The organism is Nostoc sp. DedQUE09 (genome assembly GCF_034530915.1).
Taxonomy (GTDB): domain Bacteria; phylum Cyanobacteriota; class Cyanobacteriia; order Cyanobacteriales; family Nostocaceae; genus Nostoc.
This window is the reverse complement of record NZ_JAVRCE010000013.1, coordinates 28594-46661: the sequence shown is the minus strand read 5'-3', so window position 1 is coordinate 46661 and position 18068 is coordinate 28594. Positions and strand designations below refer to the sequence as shown.

Annotated in this window: 17 protein-coding genes; 9 read left to right on the top strand and 8 right to left on the bottom strand. The window is 41.9% G+C overall.

Annotation, left to right across the window (positions count from 1 at the left end; genetic code table 11):
* Nucleotides 1-79: 79 nt before the first annotated feature.
* Both RMY27_RS10820 and RMY27_RS10815 read right to left on the bottom strand, forming a co-directional pair.
* Complete coding sequence (locus RMY27_RS10820) at nucleotides 80-379, bottom strand: hypothetical protein (RefSeq protein WP_322663015.1); 300 nt, start codon at nucleotides 377-379, stop codon at nucleotides 80-82.
* A gap of 257 nt (nucleotides 380-636) precedes the next feature.
* Nucleotides 637-1320, bottom strand: coding sequence for a class I SAM-dependent methyltransferase family protein (locus RMY27_RS10815; RefSeq protein WP_322663013.1), 684 nt, complete (start codon nucleotides 1318-1320; stop codon nucleotides 637-639).
* Between the two features lie 431 nt (nucleotides 1321-1751).
* On the opposite strand from RMY27_RS10815, the gene RMY27_RS10810 reads away from it, so the two are divergent.
* A complete protein-coding gene (locus RMY27_RS10810) occupies nucleotides 1752-2504 on the top strand; it encodes an alpha/beta fold hydrolase (protein ID WP_322663011.1) in 753 nt (250 codons plus the stop codon).
* A gap of 101 nt (nucleotides 2505-2605) precedes the next feature.
* Here RMY27_RS10810 and RMY27_RS10805 read toward each other — a convergent pair whose 3' ends face one another.
* Both RMY27_RS10805 and RMY27_RS10800 read right to left on the bottom strand, forming a co-directional pair.
* Nucleotides 2606-2884, bottom strand: coding sequence for a DUF2442 domain-containing protein (locus RMY27_RS10805; protein WP_322663009.1), 279 nt, complete (start codon nucleotides 2882-2884; stop codon nucleotides 2606-2608).
* Nucleotides 2885-2890: 6 nt separating this feature from the next.
* On the bottom strand, nucleotides 2891-3151 hold the full coding sequence (locus RMY27_RS10800; RefSeq protein WP_322663007.1) for a DUF4160 domain-containing protein: 261 nt from the start codon (nucleotides 3149-3151) through the stop codon (nucleotides 2891-2893).
* A 306-nt stretch (nucleotides 3152-3457) separates the two neighbouring features.
* On the opposite strand from RMY27_RS10800, the gene RMY27_RS10795 reads away from it, so the two are divergent.
* Entirely contained in the window at nucleotides 3458-3706 is a 249-nt protein-coding gene (locus RMY27_RS10795) for a hypothetical protein (protein ID WP_322663006.1), read from the top strand.
* Nucleotides 3707-3708: 2 nt separating this feature from the next.
* Here RMY27_RS10795 and RMY27_RS10790 read toward each other — a convergent pair whose 3' ends face one another.
* Complete coding sequence (locus tag RMY27_RS10790; protein ID WP_322663005.1) at nucleotides 3709-5055, bottom strand: ABC transporter ATP-binding protein; 1347 nt, start codon at nucleotides 5053-5055, stop codon at nucleotides 3709-3711.
* A gap of 229 nt (nucleotides 5056-5284) precedes the next feature.
* On the opposite strand from RMY27_RS10790, the gene RMY27_RS10785 reads away from it, so the two are divergent.
* The 4 genes from RMY27_RS10785 to RMY27_RS10770 all read left to right on the top strand — a co-directional run bounded on the left by RMY27_RS10785 (nucleotide 5285) and on the right by RMY27_RS10770 (nucleotide 10690).
* Nucleotides 5285-6541, top strand: a complete 1257-nt coding sequence (locus RMY27_RS10785; protein WP_322663004.1) for an FAD-dependent oxidoreductase — start codon at nucleotides 5285-5287, stop codon at nucleotides 6539-6541.
* 417 nt (nucleotides 6542-6958) lie between these two features.
* Entirely contained in the window at nucleotides 6959-7531 is a 573-nt protein-coding gene (locus RMY27_RS10780; RefSeq protein ID WP_322663003.1) for a single-stranded DNA-binding protein, read from the top strand.
* A gap of 244 nt (nucleotides 7532-7775) precedes the next feature.
* Nucleotides 7776-8522, top strand: a complete 747-nt coding sequence (locus RMY27_RS10775; RefSeq protein ID WP_322663002.1) for a class I SAM-dependent methyltransferase — start codon at nucleotides 7776-7778, stop codon at nucleotides 8520-8522.
* Between the two features lie 233 nt (nucleotides 8523-8755).
* On the top strand, nucleotides 8756-10690 hold the full coding sequence (locus RMY27_RS10770; protein ID WP_322663001.1) for an ABC transporter ATP-binding protein: 1935 nt from the start codon (nucleotides 8756-8758) through the stop codon (nucleotides 10688-10690).
* Between the two features lie 634 nt (nucleotides 10691-11324).
* On the opposite strand, the gene ureG is transcribed toward RMY27_RS10770, so the two are convergent.
* Genes ureG through ureE form a run of 3 tightly spaced genes read right to left on the bottom strand, consistent with a single transcriptional unit; the run spans nucleotide 11325 to nucleotide 13094 of the window.
* On the bottom strand, nucleotides 11325-11921 hold the full coding sequence (gene ureG, locus RMY27_RS10765; RefSeq protein WP_100901384.1) for an urease accessory protein UreG: 597 nt from the start codon (nucleotides 11919-11921) through the stop codon (nucleotides 11325-11327).
* 59 nt (nucleotides 11922-11980) lie between these two features.
* The gene (locus tag RMY27_RS10760) at nucleotides 11981-12658 is read right to left on the bottom strand and encodes an urease accessory protein UreF (RefSeq protein WP_416212329.1); all 678 of its coding nucleotides are present in this window, start codon (nucleotides 12656-12658) and stop codon (nucleotides 11981-11983) included.
* Nucleotides 12648-13094, bottom strand: coding sequence for an urease accessory protein UreE (gene ureE / locus RMY27_RS10755; RefSeq protein ID WP_322662999.1), 447 nt, complete (start codon nucleotides 13092-13094; stop codon nucleotides 12648-12650). Before ureE ends, RMY27_RS10760 begins: the two co-directional genes overlap by 11 nt.
* 296 nt (nucleotides 13095-13390) lie before the next feature.
* Here ureE and aroF point away from each other — a divergent pair, with 296 nt between their 5' ends.
* From aroF to RMY27_RS10740, 3 genes are all read left to right on the top strand, one after another.
* Nucleotides 13391-14485, top strand: a complete 1095-nt coding sequence (gene aroF / locus RMY27_RS10750) for a 3-deoxy-7-phosphoheptulonate synthase (protein WP_322662998.1) — start codon at nucleotides 13391-13393, stop codon at nucleotides 14483-14485.
* A gap of 190 nt (nucleotides 14486-14675) precedes the next feature.
* Nucleotides 14676-16373: an aromatic amino acid ammonia-lyase gene (locus RMY27_RS10745; protein ID WP_322662995.1), complete on the top strand. Its 1698-nt coding sequence runs from the start codon at nucleotides 14676-14678 to the stop codon at nucleotides 16371-16373.
* A 97-nt stretch (nucleotides 16374-16470) separates the two neighbouring features.
* Complete coding sequence (locus RMY27_RS10740; protein WP_322662993.1) at nucleotides 16471-17982, top strand: long-chain fatty acid--CoA ligase; 1512 nt, start codon at nucleotides 16471-16473, stop codon at nucleotides 17980-17982.
* Nucleotides 17983-18068: the final 86 nt, after the last annotated feature.

Sequence of the window (18068 nt, the reverse complement as noted above, 5' to 3'; positions counted from 1 at the left end):
TTCGTAATTCGTAATTGAATTCTTTAATTACGAACTACGAATTAACAATTACGAATTATCTTGAGGGGGTTCCAAATTATCATTGAGAACATTCTGGTAAATTTTTCTCAGCGTAATTGCAATCAAAATAAATTAAAGCTTCTCTAGTAGAAGCAAATCCTTGAGTTGTTGTATATGGATCACTTTCTGGATTTGCTTCATATCGCCAAATTTTCAAATAGTAATAATTATCATCTGTAGACCATAATTCGTAACGGTAATTACCTCCTGAACCCTGACTATTTAAATAGTCAGCTAGTGCTGTATTTGATGTAGATACAAAGCTCAACACAGTCAAAACAGGAATTACAGCTAGTTTTAGTATTTGGATTAATTTCATAAATGCACAAAAAACTTACTCCCTCTAGATTCCTCTACGGAAGTTGTTTTTGAAACCAGTAATTATTAGGGATGTTTTGTGAGGATATCGTAAGGTACTTGGTTTGACTAGATAATTAGTCTTTCAAGACGCGAACTATCGCGTCTCTACAAACTTTATCGATATTTTTAGCAGCGATCGCACTATTTATCAATCAATTTTATTGATTAAATACCGGAAAACTGCCTTCAGCAAATTGTTCTAGAAAAGAGTCTGATTTATTCTCCAGAGGTTTGAAAAACTGCCTGTGTTCCTCTATTTGGGGTGCCGGAAAACACGAATAACTGTTGATTCTCTGGTAAAGCCGAACCTTCACCGAGATAACGATGAAGTCCTACTGCCATATCTCCTGTAGGAGTGAGTCTGAAACTAACTTCTTCAAATTCAGCTTCACGCAAAAGTTTGCGGACAGTATCAGAATGGCGAATACCCTTAGTGTCTCCACGAGTCCAAATTATCAAGGAACCTTTTTTACTTAATAAACTTAGGTTCTGAAGTAAACGCTTCAATTCAGCTTCGTCAGCTAGATTACCGAATATACCACACACAATAACAATGTCTGCTGGCACTGCTCCTGCATAGTTGGAGGAATTTGTCGCATCGCCATTAACAAACTCAATTTGCTTTGCCAAACCAGCTGATTCTATAGCTAGTCTTCCACGTTCAACTAACTTCGGGTCTAGTTCAACGAGTCGTGCGTGAACATCTTTTGCACGGGAGTGCTTTGATAGCGTTCCCAATAAATCCCTTCCATCACCCGCGCAAACACTGACTACACGAATGATTCCCGGTAAAGATGCATCCAAGCTATGAGAAATATATTCCCGAACAATTTGCAGTCGCTGCTGTAATGTTGGTTCACTATTGTAGAGATCGTGCCATTCAAACCAGTCTTTTGGCATAAGGGGCAATTTCCGTTTGATTTAAACTATCCTCTTGCAGAGTGCGTTATTCGCTCTTACTATAAAATACGGTAAATTGATAAATTTACAGTACTTAGATTGGTTAAGAAACATTACCACATAACTCTTCCCAAATCAAGTCTTATATCGCTTTTAGGCTCAACCCTTTTGTTCAGGCGTTCATCTTACTACCTGTATTCGAGTAAGTGCGAGATTTCTGACCAATTAAGGTACGAGAATTCTTACTACCTCGTCTCGTTTTCAGTTTGTTTCCTGAAATACTTAACAAAAGTTTACTTGAATAAATGAAAAAGACTCTCAATAAGTCTGATACTATATCTTCAGAGTTATTGAGAGTAATACTCATTAAGCAGCTCATGTATTTTTGTGCGCCTTTATTGAAATTGATAATTTAGAAGTTATAGGTATTTATGTCTGATTCATTTGATATTTTATGGTTAAGTGCTAGTCCTGTTTTGCAGCGTTTTGATAAACCATTACTTGAATATTTATCTGGGCATATAAACGTCGCCCAGTGGGAATACCAGCAAACTAAAGATGAAGCCAGTTCCATAGATCAAGCTGTAGAGTTGCTGTATGAGTTTTTAGAATGGTGCGATCGCCCCGTGCATTTAGCAGGGCATGGTATGGGTGGTGCGATCGCCTTAACCTTTGCGCGGCGATTTCCGCAAAAAGTGCGATCGCTTACCCTGCTAGCAGTAGCAGCTCAACCTGCAAACAATTGGCAAGCTCACTATTACTTTCAACGACAACTTTTTAGCATCAGCCGCGAGCTAGTTTTAGCAAGCACCGTTCGCAGTCTTTTTGGAAATCAACCACCTCATACTACTAAAAAGTTAGTAGCTGCCTTAGATAAAGATTTAGAACAATCTCCATCATCGCACTCTTTATTTAAGTTGGTTTATTTATCCAAAGGTGGAGTTTCTATGCCAATGATGGTGTGTGGTAGCAAGAGCGATCCGGTAGTCAACTCAACTGTATTGCATGATTGGTTAAATTGGTTGAAGCCAGAAGATAAGCTTTGGGAATGCCCAGAAGGATATCATTTTTTTCACTACTTCTATCCTCAAAAAGTCGGCGAGCAAATTTTGAGTTTTTGGCAACACCATCATCCGCATCTGCTAGAAGTATCTGCACTATCTTTTAGCAGTTTTACAAATTGATCTCTGGCGAAAAGCCTTACGGCTACGCACTTGTGATATTGAGGTGTTTTGGGGTGCGTAGCTTGCCGCCGTAGGCATCGCTAATTAACAGTTTTTTGCTCTCATGCACTACTACTTAACTTATAGTTAGGAATAGGCTGATTGCTAATCACTGCATACAGAACATCTGGGTCGAGATCGGCTCCTGATTGCCATTGGATTGTGCCTAATTCGTGGTTTAATTCAACCTGAGCAAAGTATTTTTGATCTTGCAAAGGTGCAAAAACACCTGTAAATTTAATCAGCTTACTGAGATCAACTATTCCTTCCATTTTGTCTTCAAAACAGATATATAGTTGATAATTTTCTCTTGGTTCTACTGCAATAATATCTTTTAACATATTTTACTACTCCAATGGTAAGACCCTATTGAGGGTTTGATTATCTCTAGCTAGTTCCCAGTTTTCCATCAATTCACTCTGATGTAAAGTCGCCCATTCTGATATCAGCTTAAAAGCTCTAGAGCTAAGTTTACCTTCTAAAATTTCTAAGGTTTCAATGCTAATAATGGCTTTTTGTTGATTGTATCTTACGTGAAAATGTGGGGGCGGATGGTCATTATAATACATAGTGATGATCATCCCGAAAAAACGACTAATTTCTGGCATACTTTATTCTCTCTTCAGGATGTATTAGAACCCAATGTGCGTCTACGCCTTAACTAACGTCTAACATTGGAAGATCGGGTAATAAAAAATTGCCAAATGGCAATTTTTTATTTGGCATTTCTACGAGGCTTCTGATTGTACATTTCTCGCAGCTTTTGAAGATACTCCGGTTCAGTCTCAATTTTGATCCAGATATGGTGTACCAACGCTAGCCTCTGTTTGTGCTTCTCATTTGGCATTCTGCGGTCAACTCCCTGAGAAAACCAATGATTGACGGTTGTTATTGAACAGTCACAAATAAAAGCGATGATAATTAAAGACCTAAAAGAGTATCAAAAATATGAAAATGCAGCTTTAGAGGTGATGCACGAGTTAGCTATATCCATTGTTGACTGCTTAGATAAGAAACTGTACTTACAAAGTCCGTGGGTGAGACTTAAGAGAAAATGTTCAGTGACAATAAGAGTTTCAACGGAGCATGAAGACTTATTTGAGTCGTCATCGCTAGCAAAATTACTAAGATCGCATCAATCCTTTGGTAATTCCCAAGATTAATTTTAGGCAAATATCGCTAACTCGGTTTCTGGGTCAAAAAAGTGAATTTTCTCTGGAGTTAGAGATAACCAAAGTTGCTCACCAGGTTGTACAAATCGGTCTGGCGGTATTCGTACTTGTAGATAGTTACTTATAGATTTAGGTTGAGATCCCGGTTCGGCAATCCTAACAGACAAGAAAGAATCGTTACCTAAATTCTCTACCAAATCTACTTGCACTGGGAGATTTTTGGTAGCAGGCATACTCAAGTTAAAGTGTTCTGGACGAATGCCTAAAATTAAAGTTTTTCCATCATATTTTTGTAAAGCTTTTCCCCAAACTTCTGGGAGGGTGAAACGAAACTGGGAACAAGTAATCAATAGAGGGGCATGAAATTCCACAGGAATAAAATTCATCGGTGGTGAACCAATGAATTCTGCTACAAAAAGGTTAGCAGGACGGTTGTAAAGTTCTAAGGGAGAAGCGACTTGCTGAATTTTCCCCTCAGACATAATCGCAATACGATCGCCCATTGTCATCGCTTCTGTTTGGTCGTGGGTAACGTAAATTGTCGTTGTCCCCAATTGACGCTGCAATTTGACAATTTGGGCGCGGGTTTCCGCCCGCAGTTTGGCATCTAAGTTAGAAAGCGGTTCATCCATTAAGAATACTTGGGGGTCACGCGCGATCGCTCTTCCCAATGCAACCCGTTGTCTTTGTCCCCCAGAAAGCTGTTTGGGTAAGCGATTCAGCAATGTTTCGATTTGCAACAGCTGGGCAACGCTACGCACCTGTTCATCCACCGCCCGTTCTTTGTCAGAAGTGTAGCGCAGTCCTTTAGGTAACTTTCTTGTCGTCCCTACAAAGAGATTTTCTGCCCACGCCTGAAGATATTGAGACGAGGAAGTATTTTCTCCTCTGCTCCCCTGCTCCTCGGTCACTGAGCGTAGCCGAAGTGCTGCTCCTCTGCTTCCCCTGCGGCGCAGCCCAAAGGCGATGTTGTCATACACCGTCATGTGGGGATAGAGGGCGTAATTTTGAAACACCATTGCGATGTCGCGTTCTTTGGGTGGTAAGTCATTGATTAAGCGATCGCCTATCCAGATATTACCGCCAGTCATCACTTCTAACCCGGCGATTAATCGCAGCAGAGTGCTTTTACCACAACCAGAAGGGCCTACCAGCACCATAAATTCGCCATCTGCGATCGTCAGGTTAATCCGCCGCAAGACGTTGATACTTCCCGCGCGCTCTTGCCCTTCATCAATTTTCTCCCCAGAGGTGAGGGGAGATTGGGTTTGTGAGGTAATACTTTCCCCTTTACGCGGGGAAAAACTTTTATAAACGTTTTCTAAAACAACTTGGGACACAACTAATTTGGGGATTGGGCAACTTGTACTGAGTTTCGACTGCGCTCAACTACCGCGAAGTCAAAGTATGGGGCATTGGACAAAGGACTAATGACAAATGGCTAATAACCAATGACAGTTTAGCGCCCATCATAATACACCTTCAGGGTAAATACGAAAAGTTAAAAAAACAGCTTGCGCCATCAAAAACAAACTATCGTGAATTTTAGGGCTATCAGGAGGTGTTGTTATGACTACCGATGTACCTAAAAATCTTTCCCAAGACCCAAGCGTTAATCCTGTCCATGACATTGTAGACCGACAAACCACAGATTGTTGCATTGTGGGTGGAGGCCCGGCAGGAGCAGTATTGGCGCTGTTGTTAGCGCGTCAAGGCATTTCGGTGATGCTGCTGGAAGCACACAAAGACTTTGATCGCGACTTTCGCGGCGATACGATTCATCCATCAGTGATGGAAATTATGGAGGAATTGGGACTTAGCGATCGCTTGCTAAAACTCCCCCATACCAAAATGCGCCAAATTAGTATTCAAACTCCTGAAGATACTGTCACATTCGCAGATTTTAGTCATCTGAAAACTCATTATCCCTACATTACAATGCTTCCCCAGGTGAAATTTCTGGAGTTCATCACCCAAGAAGCACAAAAATATCCTAGTTTCCATCTGGTAATGGGTGCGAATGTACAGGAATTAATTATGGAAAATGGCGTAATTCAAGGTGTCCGCTATCGGGGAGGCGGTGGTTGGCATGAAATCCGGGCAATAGTGACAGTTGGTGCAGACGGTCGCCACTCACGTTTACGCCACCTGGGTGAGTTTGAATCCATCGAAACCTCGCCGCCAATGGATGTCCTCTGGTTTCGCCTACCGCGTCAGCCAGAAGACCCTGAAGGGGGAATGGGGCGCTTTGGTCAAGGTAAGCTAATCGCCATGCTTGACCGTGGTGATGAGTGGCAAGTTGCCGATGTTATCCCCAAGGGAGGCTATCAACAACTACGGGCTGCGGGTTTGGAGGAATTAAAAAAATCTGTTGTCGAAGTCGTGCCAGAATTCCAGCAACGCATCCAAAATTTACATGATTGGTCACAAATAGCTTTTCTCTCAGTCGAGTCCAGCCGTGTCAAACACTGGTATCGTCCAGGACTCTTACTCATCGGTGATGCCGCTCATATAATGTCCCCTGTTGGTGGAGTAGGCATTAACTACGCGATTCAAGATGCTGTAGTCGCAGCGAATGTACTCAGCAAACCGCTCAAAAACGGACAAGTACAACTTAGCGACCTAGCAAAAGTACAGCGTCAACGTGAGTTGCCCACACGCATCATTCAGGCGTTTCAAACTTTTATCCAAAAACGTGTATTGGCCCCGGTTCTCACCTCAAATCGCACCTTTGTACCACCTGGGTTTTTGCGCTTACCCATCTTGCGCGACCTTCCAGCCAGGTTGATTGCCTTGGGTGTTTTTCCAGTTCACATCAAGGCTTAATGTTTGCCAAGAATTTTTTCTATTTGATCAATGGGTGGTACAATTATACTACTCCATGCAGAATTCAATGCTCATTTAGTCAAGCGAAGGTGGCGGGCGGCATACACAATGCTGTTCAAAGCGAGCGCTTGGCTTTTATGCTAGAAATGACTAAAAAGAATTCAGCACCCAGGTAGTCGTCGAGCGTAGCCGAAATGAGTCAGAAGTCAGAATTGATAAGGATTTTAGTATGATTGATATATTCATTCATCAAGTGTTCTTCTGACTCTTGAATTCTATTCTCAAAATGGATGTAGAAAAGTTGTTCAAACATTATTAAAAAATGCAAAAAATTAAACCTATCTAGATATTAATTGGCACTACATAGAAAAACCCCTCTTTTTCAATCAGTACTTTTTGCAGTCAGGAGTAATTTTAATGAACAGCTGCGTTTTGATGGCGGAAATTATTAACGAACCACAACTCCGCTATACAGCCGATAATTTGGGAGTCACGGAAATGCTGGTGCAGTTTCCCAATTCCCAGAAACCAGAAGATCCGCCAGCCACCCTGAAAGTTGTCGGCTGGGGGAATTTAGCGACAGAAATTCAGCAAAACTATCACCAAGGCGATCGCGTCATCTTGGTAGGACGTTTAACGATGAATACTGTTGATCGTCAAGAAGGTTTTAAAGAAAAACGCGCTGAATTGACAGTACAACAAATTCAATCTGTTGGAGGTAGTTTTGATACCGATCCATCTCCCTCAGCAACCGCAACTCCATCATTTACTGAAACCGCTCCACGACAACCATCAGCATCTCGTCCTGCACAGAAAGAGGTTCCCAGTTACGATTCACCACGTTCAGCGCCTACCCCAGCGACAAATCCTGTTGGTGTTACGACCCAAGCGACAAGTTACGAACCCGTACCCCAACCCACAAATTATGAGCGAACCACTTATCCAGCAGTGAAAGAGCAAGAACCAGATCCAGATGATATTCCGTTTTAAACTTGGTAGTTGAGCGTGTATTCAATTTGCTAACTAACATTACGATTAGACAATTTCTATAAATAGCCATCCTTTGGGATGTGCTATTTTTTTGTCTGCGTTGACGCTTTGCGTTTTTTCGTGAGGCATCGCTGATACTAATTCTGCATTTATCTGGTTCTAGTAAAGGTTAGGGTTACTTACAGCTATGTATAATTGAAAACTATCAAAACAAAACACTAGCGCTTTGTCAACCGCAAATTATATGAGTAACTTTGTTAGCAGTTCAGTTGAAGCTTTGGATAACCTGACTGTAACTTGGGAACGCTTGATTCCCAAGCGCATGGCTAAAGATTCAGCGAGTCGCAAGATCGTGGAGCTACATCTTGGACGCTACGAAACTGCAACTAAGTATGTCTTGGGAAAAAGAGTTTTAGATATAGCATGTGGCAGTGGATATGGTAGCCAAATGCTTCGTGTGGCAGGCGCAAGCAGTGTAGTTGGAGTCGATATATGCTCACAGATTGTGGAATATGCGAACAAACACTACCAAATACCCGGAATAGAGTTCATTTGCGCTGATGCAGAGCAATTTGAGTGTTCAGAGCCTTTTGACGTTGTTATCTCCTTTGAGACGATAGAACATTTAAAAAATCCGACCTATTTTTTAAAACAACTCAGTAATTATTTAACCAGCAATGGTATATTGATGATGTCTGTACCACTAGGTGAAACGCGTCATTTTGATCCATACCACCTTCATGCCTTCACTCACGAGCAAATATTTACGCTTCTGGAAACAACAGGTTTTTGTGTAGATTATTACCGTTGCGACCAGTGTTTTTTGACTCGTCGTGAGTTGCTTTACTGGAGACAACTATACTCAGAATCCAGCCCATCGTTTTGGGAATTGTTGTTTACTCGAAAGGGATGGCAGATTATACACGACGTTGTGCTTCAGGGTGGTTTTGATGCTCCTCAACTGTTGGTTATTGCTTATAAAGATAGATAAAGTCTCGTACTTCGGCAGATAATGGCTAACTGTAAGTTGCATCTGTGGGCGATCGCAAGCAGTTCTACATTACAAATGTATGTATATTGTGGAAGTATATGATGTCAATTGTGGTTAAAGTTTAAGCAGTGAAAACTGCCAGGGAGTATAAAAACCAAATTTACCCACATAATAGATTAAAACTATTGTTAAAATCCAAATAATTTTAAGTTAGAATTTCCTACCCAACTCCTATGAGAGAAACTGTCCTAGAGGTTCGCAATCTCCAAGTTGAATTTCCCGGTGATGGCAACACTGTCAAAGCTTTGGATGGTATTTCCTTTGCGCTGCATCGAGGTGAAACTCTAGGAATAGTAGGAGAATCGGGGAGTGGAAAATCGGTGACAGCCTTAGCTGTGATGGGTTTGTTGCAAACTCCCGGTATAGTGACTGGCGGTGAAATCTGGTTTCGTCCGCAGGAGAATGCCAACGCCATCGATTTGGTAACATTGCCTCCTGAGCAAATGCAGTTACACCGGGGTGGCGACATCGCCATGATTTTTCAAGAACCGATGAGTTCGCTCAATCCGGTTTATAACATCGGGTTTCAGCTAACAGAAGCGATTATGCGGCATCAAAAGGTGTCAGCAGCCCAAGCACGACAAATTGCGATCGCAGGTCTGCAAGAGGTAAAACTTCTACCTAGCGATGAGGATATCCAGCAGCAGTATATCGAAACTTGGCACACTTCGGCACCTTTCGGCTTCGCTCAAGGCAAGAAGCTCAGTGACCATCAAACCAACGCCAATTTATCTAAACCAGATGGACCAAAGTTGGCACAGTTGGTTAAAGAACACAAAGAAGCCATGCTGGAACGCTATCCTCATGAACTTTCTGGAGGTCAGTTGCAACGGGTGATGATTGCAATGGCAATTTCTTGTAATCCATTGATTTTAATCGCCGATGAACCAACCACAGCTTTAGATGTGACGGTGCAAGCGACTATTTTGGAGTTAATGCGAGAATTGCAGCAAAGCCGTGACATGGCAATGATTTTTATCACCCACGACTTGGGGCTAATTTCAGAAATTGCTGACCAAGTAGCGGTGATGTATAGAGGTAAAGTTGTCGAATCTGGTACTTCTGGGCAAATTTTCAGCAGTCCCAAGCATCCATATACTAAAGGTTTGATAGCTTGTCGCCCCACACTTGACCGCCGTCCCCAAAAATTACTCACTGTTTCTGACTACATGAGTGCAGAAGAGACGCCAACGGGACAAGTTGTCATTCAGCCGAAAGAACCTGCACAACCCACAGAAGTCACCAAAGAAGAGATTGCTGCAAGATTGGCAAACTTCAATGAATTGGAACCCCTGCTGCAAATCCGCAACCTGAAAGTTGGTTTTCCTGTGCGCGGGGTGTTTGGTGGGACAAAACGCTACAATATGGCAGTTAATGGCGTTTCTTTTGATGTTAAACCAGGAGAAACACTAGGTTTGGTGGGAGAATCTGGTTGCGGTAAAACGACCCTTGGCAGAACCTTGCTGCGATTAATTGAACCGATGAGTGGTCAGATTATCTTTGAGAAACAAGATATTACTAGTCTCAAAGGAGAACGGTTGCAAAAACTGCGGCGGGAAATGCAGATAGTCTTCCAAAATCCTTTTAGTTCCCTCGACCCACGGATGAGGATTGGGGATGCGGTGATGGAACCATTATTAATTCATGCCGTTGGGAAGACTAAGCAACAACGACGCCAGCGAGTAGTCGAACTCTTAGAACGGGTGGGGTTGAGTGCAGATGCGATTAACCGTTATCCTCATCAGTTTTCTGGCGGTCAACGCCAACGGATTTGTATAGCTCGTTCTTTGGCGTTAAATCCTAAGTTTATCATCTGCGATGAATCAGTTTCAGCGCTGGATGTTTCAGTACAGGCGCAGGTATTAAATCTTCTCAAAGAGTTACAGTCAGACTTTCAGCTTACCTATATCTTTATTTCTCATGATTTAAGCGTGGTGAAATTTATGAGCGATCGCATTTTAGTTATGAATCGCGGTCAAATTGTTGAAGAAGGCACAGCTGAAAGCATTTACCAAGAACCCAAAGAAGAATACACGCAAAAATTAATTGCTGCGATTCCTACTGGTAGTGCTGAACGGGTGCGAAGTCGTCATCTGAAGGCTTTATAGTTCAAAGGGCGGTTGTAAACCAATCTGACTTTTCAGTTATGTGGAAAAGCGCACGAAAAACCTAACCCCCTAACTCTCAACACGTCGCGGGAAGGGGGAAAATTCAAAGTCTCTCTCCTTTTAGGAGAGAGATTTAGAGAGAGGTTTTCCAAATGACCTAAATTGTCAGATAAACCAATACAGTTCAGTTAAACATTTCTTTCTTCTCTTCCTTCTCTTTCTTTGCGTTCTTCTCTGACGAGACGCTGCGCGAATGCGTCCTACCCTGCGGGTTCACCCTTGGCGTTCTCGAAGAGTAGCCGCTTTGCGTCTATGCGGTAGCCTGCGGCAAGCCGTTCGCGTAGCGTCTCGTAGAGAAGCGTCTACGTTAAAAAAATTGACTTTGATAAAGAGATAAAGAGTTATATCAGGTTCGCTTGATTACTTATTAAGCCCGAAGAACCCCACCCCGCCAAAGCTATGCTTTGTCTCCCCTCCCCGCAAGCGAGGAGGGGTTGCGGGTGGAGTTCTTTTATTATGGATAATTTGGCGGACATGATATTAATTAAACATTAACTGCCGAGTTCAAAGGCTCATAAACATAAACCGCGTCTATACAGGCAAAACCCACGGAGGTGGGTTATAAAATTCTTTTTCAACAGATATTTGTGCAAACAAAGTTAATCACATCTGCAAGTCCTGATTGAGTTTTTAAATTAGTAAAAATAAAAGGTTTATCACCGCGCATTTTTTTTGCATCTCGTTCCATCACACTTAAATCTGCACCAACATAGGGCGCTAGGTCAGTTTTGTTAATCACCAACAAATCAGATTTAGTAATACCAGGGCCACCTTTGCGGGGAATTTTATCGCCTGCTGCAACATCTATGACGTAAATCGTTAAATCCACCAATTCTGGACTAAAGGTAGCAGCTAAATTATCGCCCCCACTTTCTAAAAATACTAAATCCAAATCGATAAAACGTTCCTCTAACTGTTCAATTGCCGCCAAATTCATCGAAGCATCTTCGCGGATGGCAGTGTGAGGACAACCACCAGTCTCTACACCCAAAATGCGATCGCTAGCCAACGCCTGAGAACGCACCAAAAACTGAGCATCCTCTTGAGTATAAATATCATTCGTCACCACCGCAATTTGATACTGCTCACGCAACCCCTTACACAAAGCATCCACCAAAGCTGTCTTTCCCGAACCCACCGGGCCAGCAACCCCTACTCGAAATGCATTCATTGTTATTTGTCCTTTGTGATAATTACGAATTACGAATTACGAATTACGAATTATTTTGACTAACTCCTAAACAACCTTGTATACTGCGTTTCATGCTGCATACTCGCTAGTGACAAACCCCAACTACAACAGGCAAGTTCATCATCTTCCAACGCGAGAATTTCTAACGCCGCAACGCTAAATAATGGTTGCAAATCTAGCAATAATTGCTGTCCTGCTGTTTGCCCAAGGGGGATAAGTTTTACGCCAGCAGTAATCAAATTACTTGCCCAACTGTGCAGATATCCCAGTAATGCAGCGTTGATACTGATTTGCCAATGGGCAATGGCAATGCCAAAAGCGATCGCATAATTGCAAGGATTTCCTACAGCATTAGCAATAGGTACAATCTGCGGTTCTAGCTTACCAAGTAATTGAATGAGCGATCGCCCCATCTGCCAACTAGAGGCGCGTAATTCTTCTGTTTCCCTAGCAGCGGATAACCACAGATTCCAACGGCATAGGGACTCAACATCACCTATTTTTACAGCTTGCTGCGATCGTACCATTACCGCTGCTTCTAACCTAATTGCCCCATAGAGCAACTCTGCTTTTAACCAATCTTTGAGATGTGTGTGGTTAGCGATCGTACCATTTTCTACCAGCATTTCCAAACCTTCAGAATAGCTATATGCTCCCACAGGTAAAGCGGGACTAGCGAGCTGCAAAATACTCAAAAGATGGCTATCAGTGAGCATGATGCTGTTGTCCATAAGCTCCCAATTCTGGCTGAAACGGTAACATTTCCTCTTTAACTTCTAACCCCAGTTGTTCCAACATCGTGCGTAAAACAGAATCTGAAGACAAACGTAAATAAGTCAGAGTAATTTCTACAGGTACATGGCGATTTCCTAGATGGTATGCGGCTCGTAATAATAAAAGTGGTGTTTGGGCAAAGGCAGTCAGCACTAGTTCTGGTTTGGCAGTAATTCTGATTAAACTGGTATGGGTTTCTTCTTGCAGAATATCGCCATCGTGTAAGACAGTTCCTCTGGGTAAATGTAAAAACACAACTTTACCATCTCCTGTTTCAAAGCGATGACGACTGCGGGTGCGTTCTTCTGCTGTCAGCGCCAGAGTAAAACTAACTGCGGCATCGCTATTAGGTGGTTTGAGTTGGGTAAACATCAGCATACATTTCGTCTAATCTTCGGTTTTTTATGATGGTTATAGTCTAAGCCGTAACGAAAAAGTCATTCCCAGAGCTAATATAATCATATCCCTGATGCTTGTAATTACAGGTTTTATGCCACTTTATTGTTTGCTATTTTGCCAATAGTTTGAATGTAACCGAATGTAAACTATTGATGAACTTGCGTAAAACCTTGCAAGCTGCCCGATTGATAGTTGAGGGTTCAATCAGTAAGTTTACACACACAAAGAACTTTCACAAGTCCATGAACTGAAATCTTTAAAGGAAATTAATCACTATGATTATAGTCATGAAACTGGGTACTCCATCCACTGAAATTGAGCGCGTGGCTACTGAAATAAGTCATCGTGAATTTGCAGCAGAAATATGCAAAGGTCAGCACAAAACAGTTATTGGTTTAGTAGGAGAAACCGCAGAACTCGATACTAGACAGGTTCAAAACATTAGTCCTTTTATCGAACAAGTTATCCGAGTGAAAAAGCCCTTTAAACGCGCTTCTTTAGAATTCCGCTATGGAGAACATAGCGAAGTAGTAGTATCCACACCCAACGGCCCTATAACCTTTGGTCAAAACCATCCTTTAGTCGTAGTTGCTGGACCTTGCTCTGTTGAAAATGAAGAAATGATTATTGAAACAGCGCACGTAGTAAAAGCATCAGGAGCGCAGTTTCTGCGAGGTGGTGCATATAAACCTCGTACTTCTCCTTACGCTTTTCAAGGCCACGGTGAGAGTGCTTTAGGTTTACTCGCAAGAGCTAAAGAAGCTACCGGTTTAGGAATTATTACAGAACTGATGGATGCAGCTGAGTTAGACAAGGTTGCAGAAGTTGCAGATGTGATCCAAATTGGTGCTCGTAATATGCAGAATTTCTCACTGCTGAAGAAAGTTGGTGCTACTGGTAAGCCAGTACTCTTGAAGCGGGGTCTAGCTGCCACTATTGAAGATTGGTTGATGTCAGCCGAGTATGTTTTGGCAGCAGGTAATCCCAATGTGATTTTATGCGAACGAGGAATTCGCACTTTTGACCGACAATATACCCGCAATACTTTAGATATATCTGCAATTCCAGTACTGCGAACCCTGACTCACTTACCGATCATGATTGATCCTAGCCATGCTACTGGTAAATCAGAGTTCGTTTCAACTATGTCTATGGCCTCTATTGCCGCCGGTGCAGATTCTTTGATGATTGAGGTACACCCCAACCCAGCCAAAGCACTTTCTGATGGACCACAGTCTTTGACATTGGAAGCATTTGAAGAATTAATGCAAGAACTAGCTAGCATCAGCAAATTCTTTGGTCGTTGGTCTAAAAGCAGTAGCACAGCTGCAATGCAAAACCTCTCTACCCGAGTTTCTAGCTTCATCTAAGTTTAAATCAGTGGCGTTGCTGACTTTACACAACATCTTTGCATAAAACCTTACCTTACCTCTGATAAGTATACAAATGTTTCAGTTAGGCTAAAGCAAGTAAATCCAGTCTTTGACAACAACGCCAAATCAAACCGATCAAACAAGATATTTCTATGACTAGCTGCAATTTTAGAGCCAAACAACTCCGATGAATACAGTATCGTTAAGCACAGGCAAGACTTCTAAATATTCACCGTCTTTCTTAGGAAAGATAGACAAAACAATTATCGTCGGTGAAAAAAACCTGACAATTGATGAAGTCGTTAGCGTCGCCCGTCATGATGCTTTGGTACGCGTGACCGATAATCAGAAGGTATTACAAGGAATCCAAGCTTCTCGTGATTATATCTCTCATGCCGTTGAAACTGGTCAGGCTATTTATGGTGTGACTAGCGGCTTTGGCGGTATGGCAAATGTTGTAATTTCGCCTGAGTGTGCGCCTTTATTGCAGAATAACCTTGTTTGGTTTCTCAAATCAGGTGCAGGGCAGAGATTACCAGTGGCTGATGTCCGCGCTGCGATGTTGTTGCGAATCAACTCACATTTGTATGGTGCATCTGGTATCCGTCTAGAACTGATTCAGCGTTTAGAAAAGTTTTTGAATGCTGGTGTTACACCCCATGTCTACGAATTTGGTTCCATCGGTGCAAGTGGCGATTTGGTGCCACTATCTTACATTACTGGGGCAATGATTGGTCTAGATCCTAGCTACACCGTTGATTTTAACGGTACAGAAATGGATGCTCCCACAGCATTGAAAAAGCTCGGTTTAGAGCCATTGCAACTACTTCCGAAAGAAGGGTTGGCAATGATGAATGGTACTTCTGTGATGACTGCGATCGCGGCTAACTGCGTTTACGATACCAAAATCTTATTAACCCTAGCAATGGGGGCCCATGCCTTAGCTATTCAAGGTTTGAATGGAACTAATCAATCCTTTCATCCATTCATTCATCAGTTAAAACCGCATCCAGGGCAAAAATGGGCTGCTTCCCAAATGCTCAACTTGCTTGCAGGTTCTTCCTTAGTCCGTGAAGAGTTAGATGGTTCTCACGATTATCGAGGTACGCATTTAATTCAAGACCGTTATTCGCTGCGCTGTCTGCCCCAATATATGGGCCCAATTGTTGATGGTATTGAGCAGATTAGCAAACAAATTGAAGTAGAGATTAACTCAGCGACAGATAATCCACTGATTGATGTAGAAAACCAAGCTAGTTATCACGGAGGTAACTTCTTAGGACAGTATGTCAGCATCGGTATGGATCAGCTACGTTACTACATTGGGTTGTTAGCTAAACATTTGGATGTACAAATAGCCTGTCTGGTAGCACCAGAATTTAATAACGGATTGCCAGCATCTCTAGTAGGGAACAGTGAACGTAGCGTGAACATGGGGTTAAAGGGTCTGCAAATAGCCGGAAACTCTATCATGCCCTTATTGACCTTTTACGGCAATTCCATAGCCGACAGATTCCCTACCCATGCCGAACAATTTAATCAAAATATCAACAGTCAAGGTTTTGCTTCTGCAAATTTAGCCCGACGCTCTGTAGAAATTTTCCAACAGTATATGGCGATTTCGCTTATGTTTGGGGTACAAGCAGTTGATTTACGCACCTATGCAGTCGCCAAACATTATGACGCCCGTGCTTGTCTATCACCTGCTACGAGAGATTTATATATAGCAATTCGGAATGTAGTAGAACAACCACCTTCTGCTGATCGTCCTTACATCTGGAATGACCACGAACAAGGGTTAGACTTACATATTGCCCGGATTGCATCTGATATTGCCTCTGGCGGCCAAATTGTCGCTGCCATTAACAATCTTGTTGTCAACTGAAATTGAGTAGTTTGAGTGATGATTTTATTGCCTAGAGCATCATATAGAGGCCAATCATCACTGCATTCAACAATATTCTTCCTACTTACTTACAATTATGAACATCGCACATTATGTAGAGCGAGGACATCGCTTATTGCCTAACAAAATTGCCCTGATTTTTGAAGAGAAATCTTTTACTTACAAACAGCTTGATGAGTTAGCAGGGCGAGTAGCAAATGGTTTAAAAGGATTGGGGATTAAAAAAGGCGATCGCGTGGCTTTGTTTTTGCCCAATATTCCAGAGTTTGTAATTTCTTATCTTGGAATTCTCAAAATTGGTGCTGTTGCTGTTTCCATCAACGTTATGTTGAAAACTGCCGAAGTCAGTTATATTCTCAACGATTGTGCAGCCAAAGTCATCATTACTACAGAATCCCAAAGCGAGCAGATATCAGAGGCAGACTTACCCGAATTGGAACATATTTTTATTGCGGAAGGGAAAGCCAATAAGGGAACAACTTTAGCACAACTGATAGCTAACGCTTCTCCAGAGTCACCTGCACTAGATATGGAACGCCATGCTCCTGCTTGTATCCTCTATACTTCAGGAACAACAGGTTTTCCTAAAGGTGCTACTCTTTCCCACGGCAATATAATTTCTAACGTTTATGCTGCCAACCGTTGTTATCGAATTACCAATAGCGATCACTTACTGCTTTATCTACCCTTATTTCATTGCTTTGGTCAAAACGCAATTCTCAATAGTGGATTAAGCGCTTGTGCAACTATTATTTTGTACCGCCGATTTGAGATTGAGAAAGTTTTGCAAGGCATTAGCGATCATCGAATTACAATGTTTTTTGGGGTACCAACAGTATTTATCAAACTGCTAAATATCGATACCTCTAACTACAACCTTGAAAGTGTACGTTATTACTTTTCAGCAGCAGCACCCATGCCAGTTGAAATTGCTCAAAAGTGGCACGAAAAGTATGGATTTTTTATCCATGAAGGTTATGGTTTGACAGAAACATCTCCATTTGCCACTTATAACAACGATTTGAAATATAAACTCGGTTCAATTGGTACACCAATTGACAATGTGGAAATTAAAATTGTTGATAGTGACGGTCATCCAGTACAACTAGGCGAGTTAGGAGAAATAGTGATTCAAGGGCCAAACGTTATGCTTGGTTATTGGAATCGCCCATTTGAAACCCTGGAAGTAATTAAAAATAGTTGGTTTCATACTGGCGATATTGGTCGCATTGATGAAGATGGATTCTTTTATATTGTTGACCGCTTGAAAGATATGATCAATTTATCAGGATTTAAAGTTTATCCTACTGAAGTTGAAAATATCATTTATCAACATCCAGCAGTTGCTGAAGTTGCTGTATATGGCATTGCTGACACAATCAAAGGCGAAATAGTTAAGGCTGAAGTAGTACTCAAGGCTACTCACACAATTACAGAAGAACAAATTGTTGAATTCTGCCATGAAAGAATGGCAGTCTACAAAGTTCCCCGTACAATTAAATTTGTAGATTCACTTCCCAAGAACTCAACTGGGAAAATCCTCAAGCGAGTTTTACGCGAGAAAGAATTAGCAGTTACGTCTCGCTAAAGCTAAATTTTTCACTATTGCTGGAGAAAGTTAGACTTTTGTAAAAGATAGCTTTCACTGTAAAACAATACTCATCACATTCATTG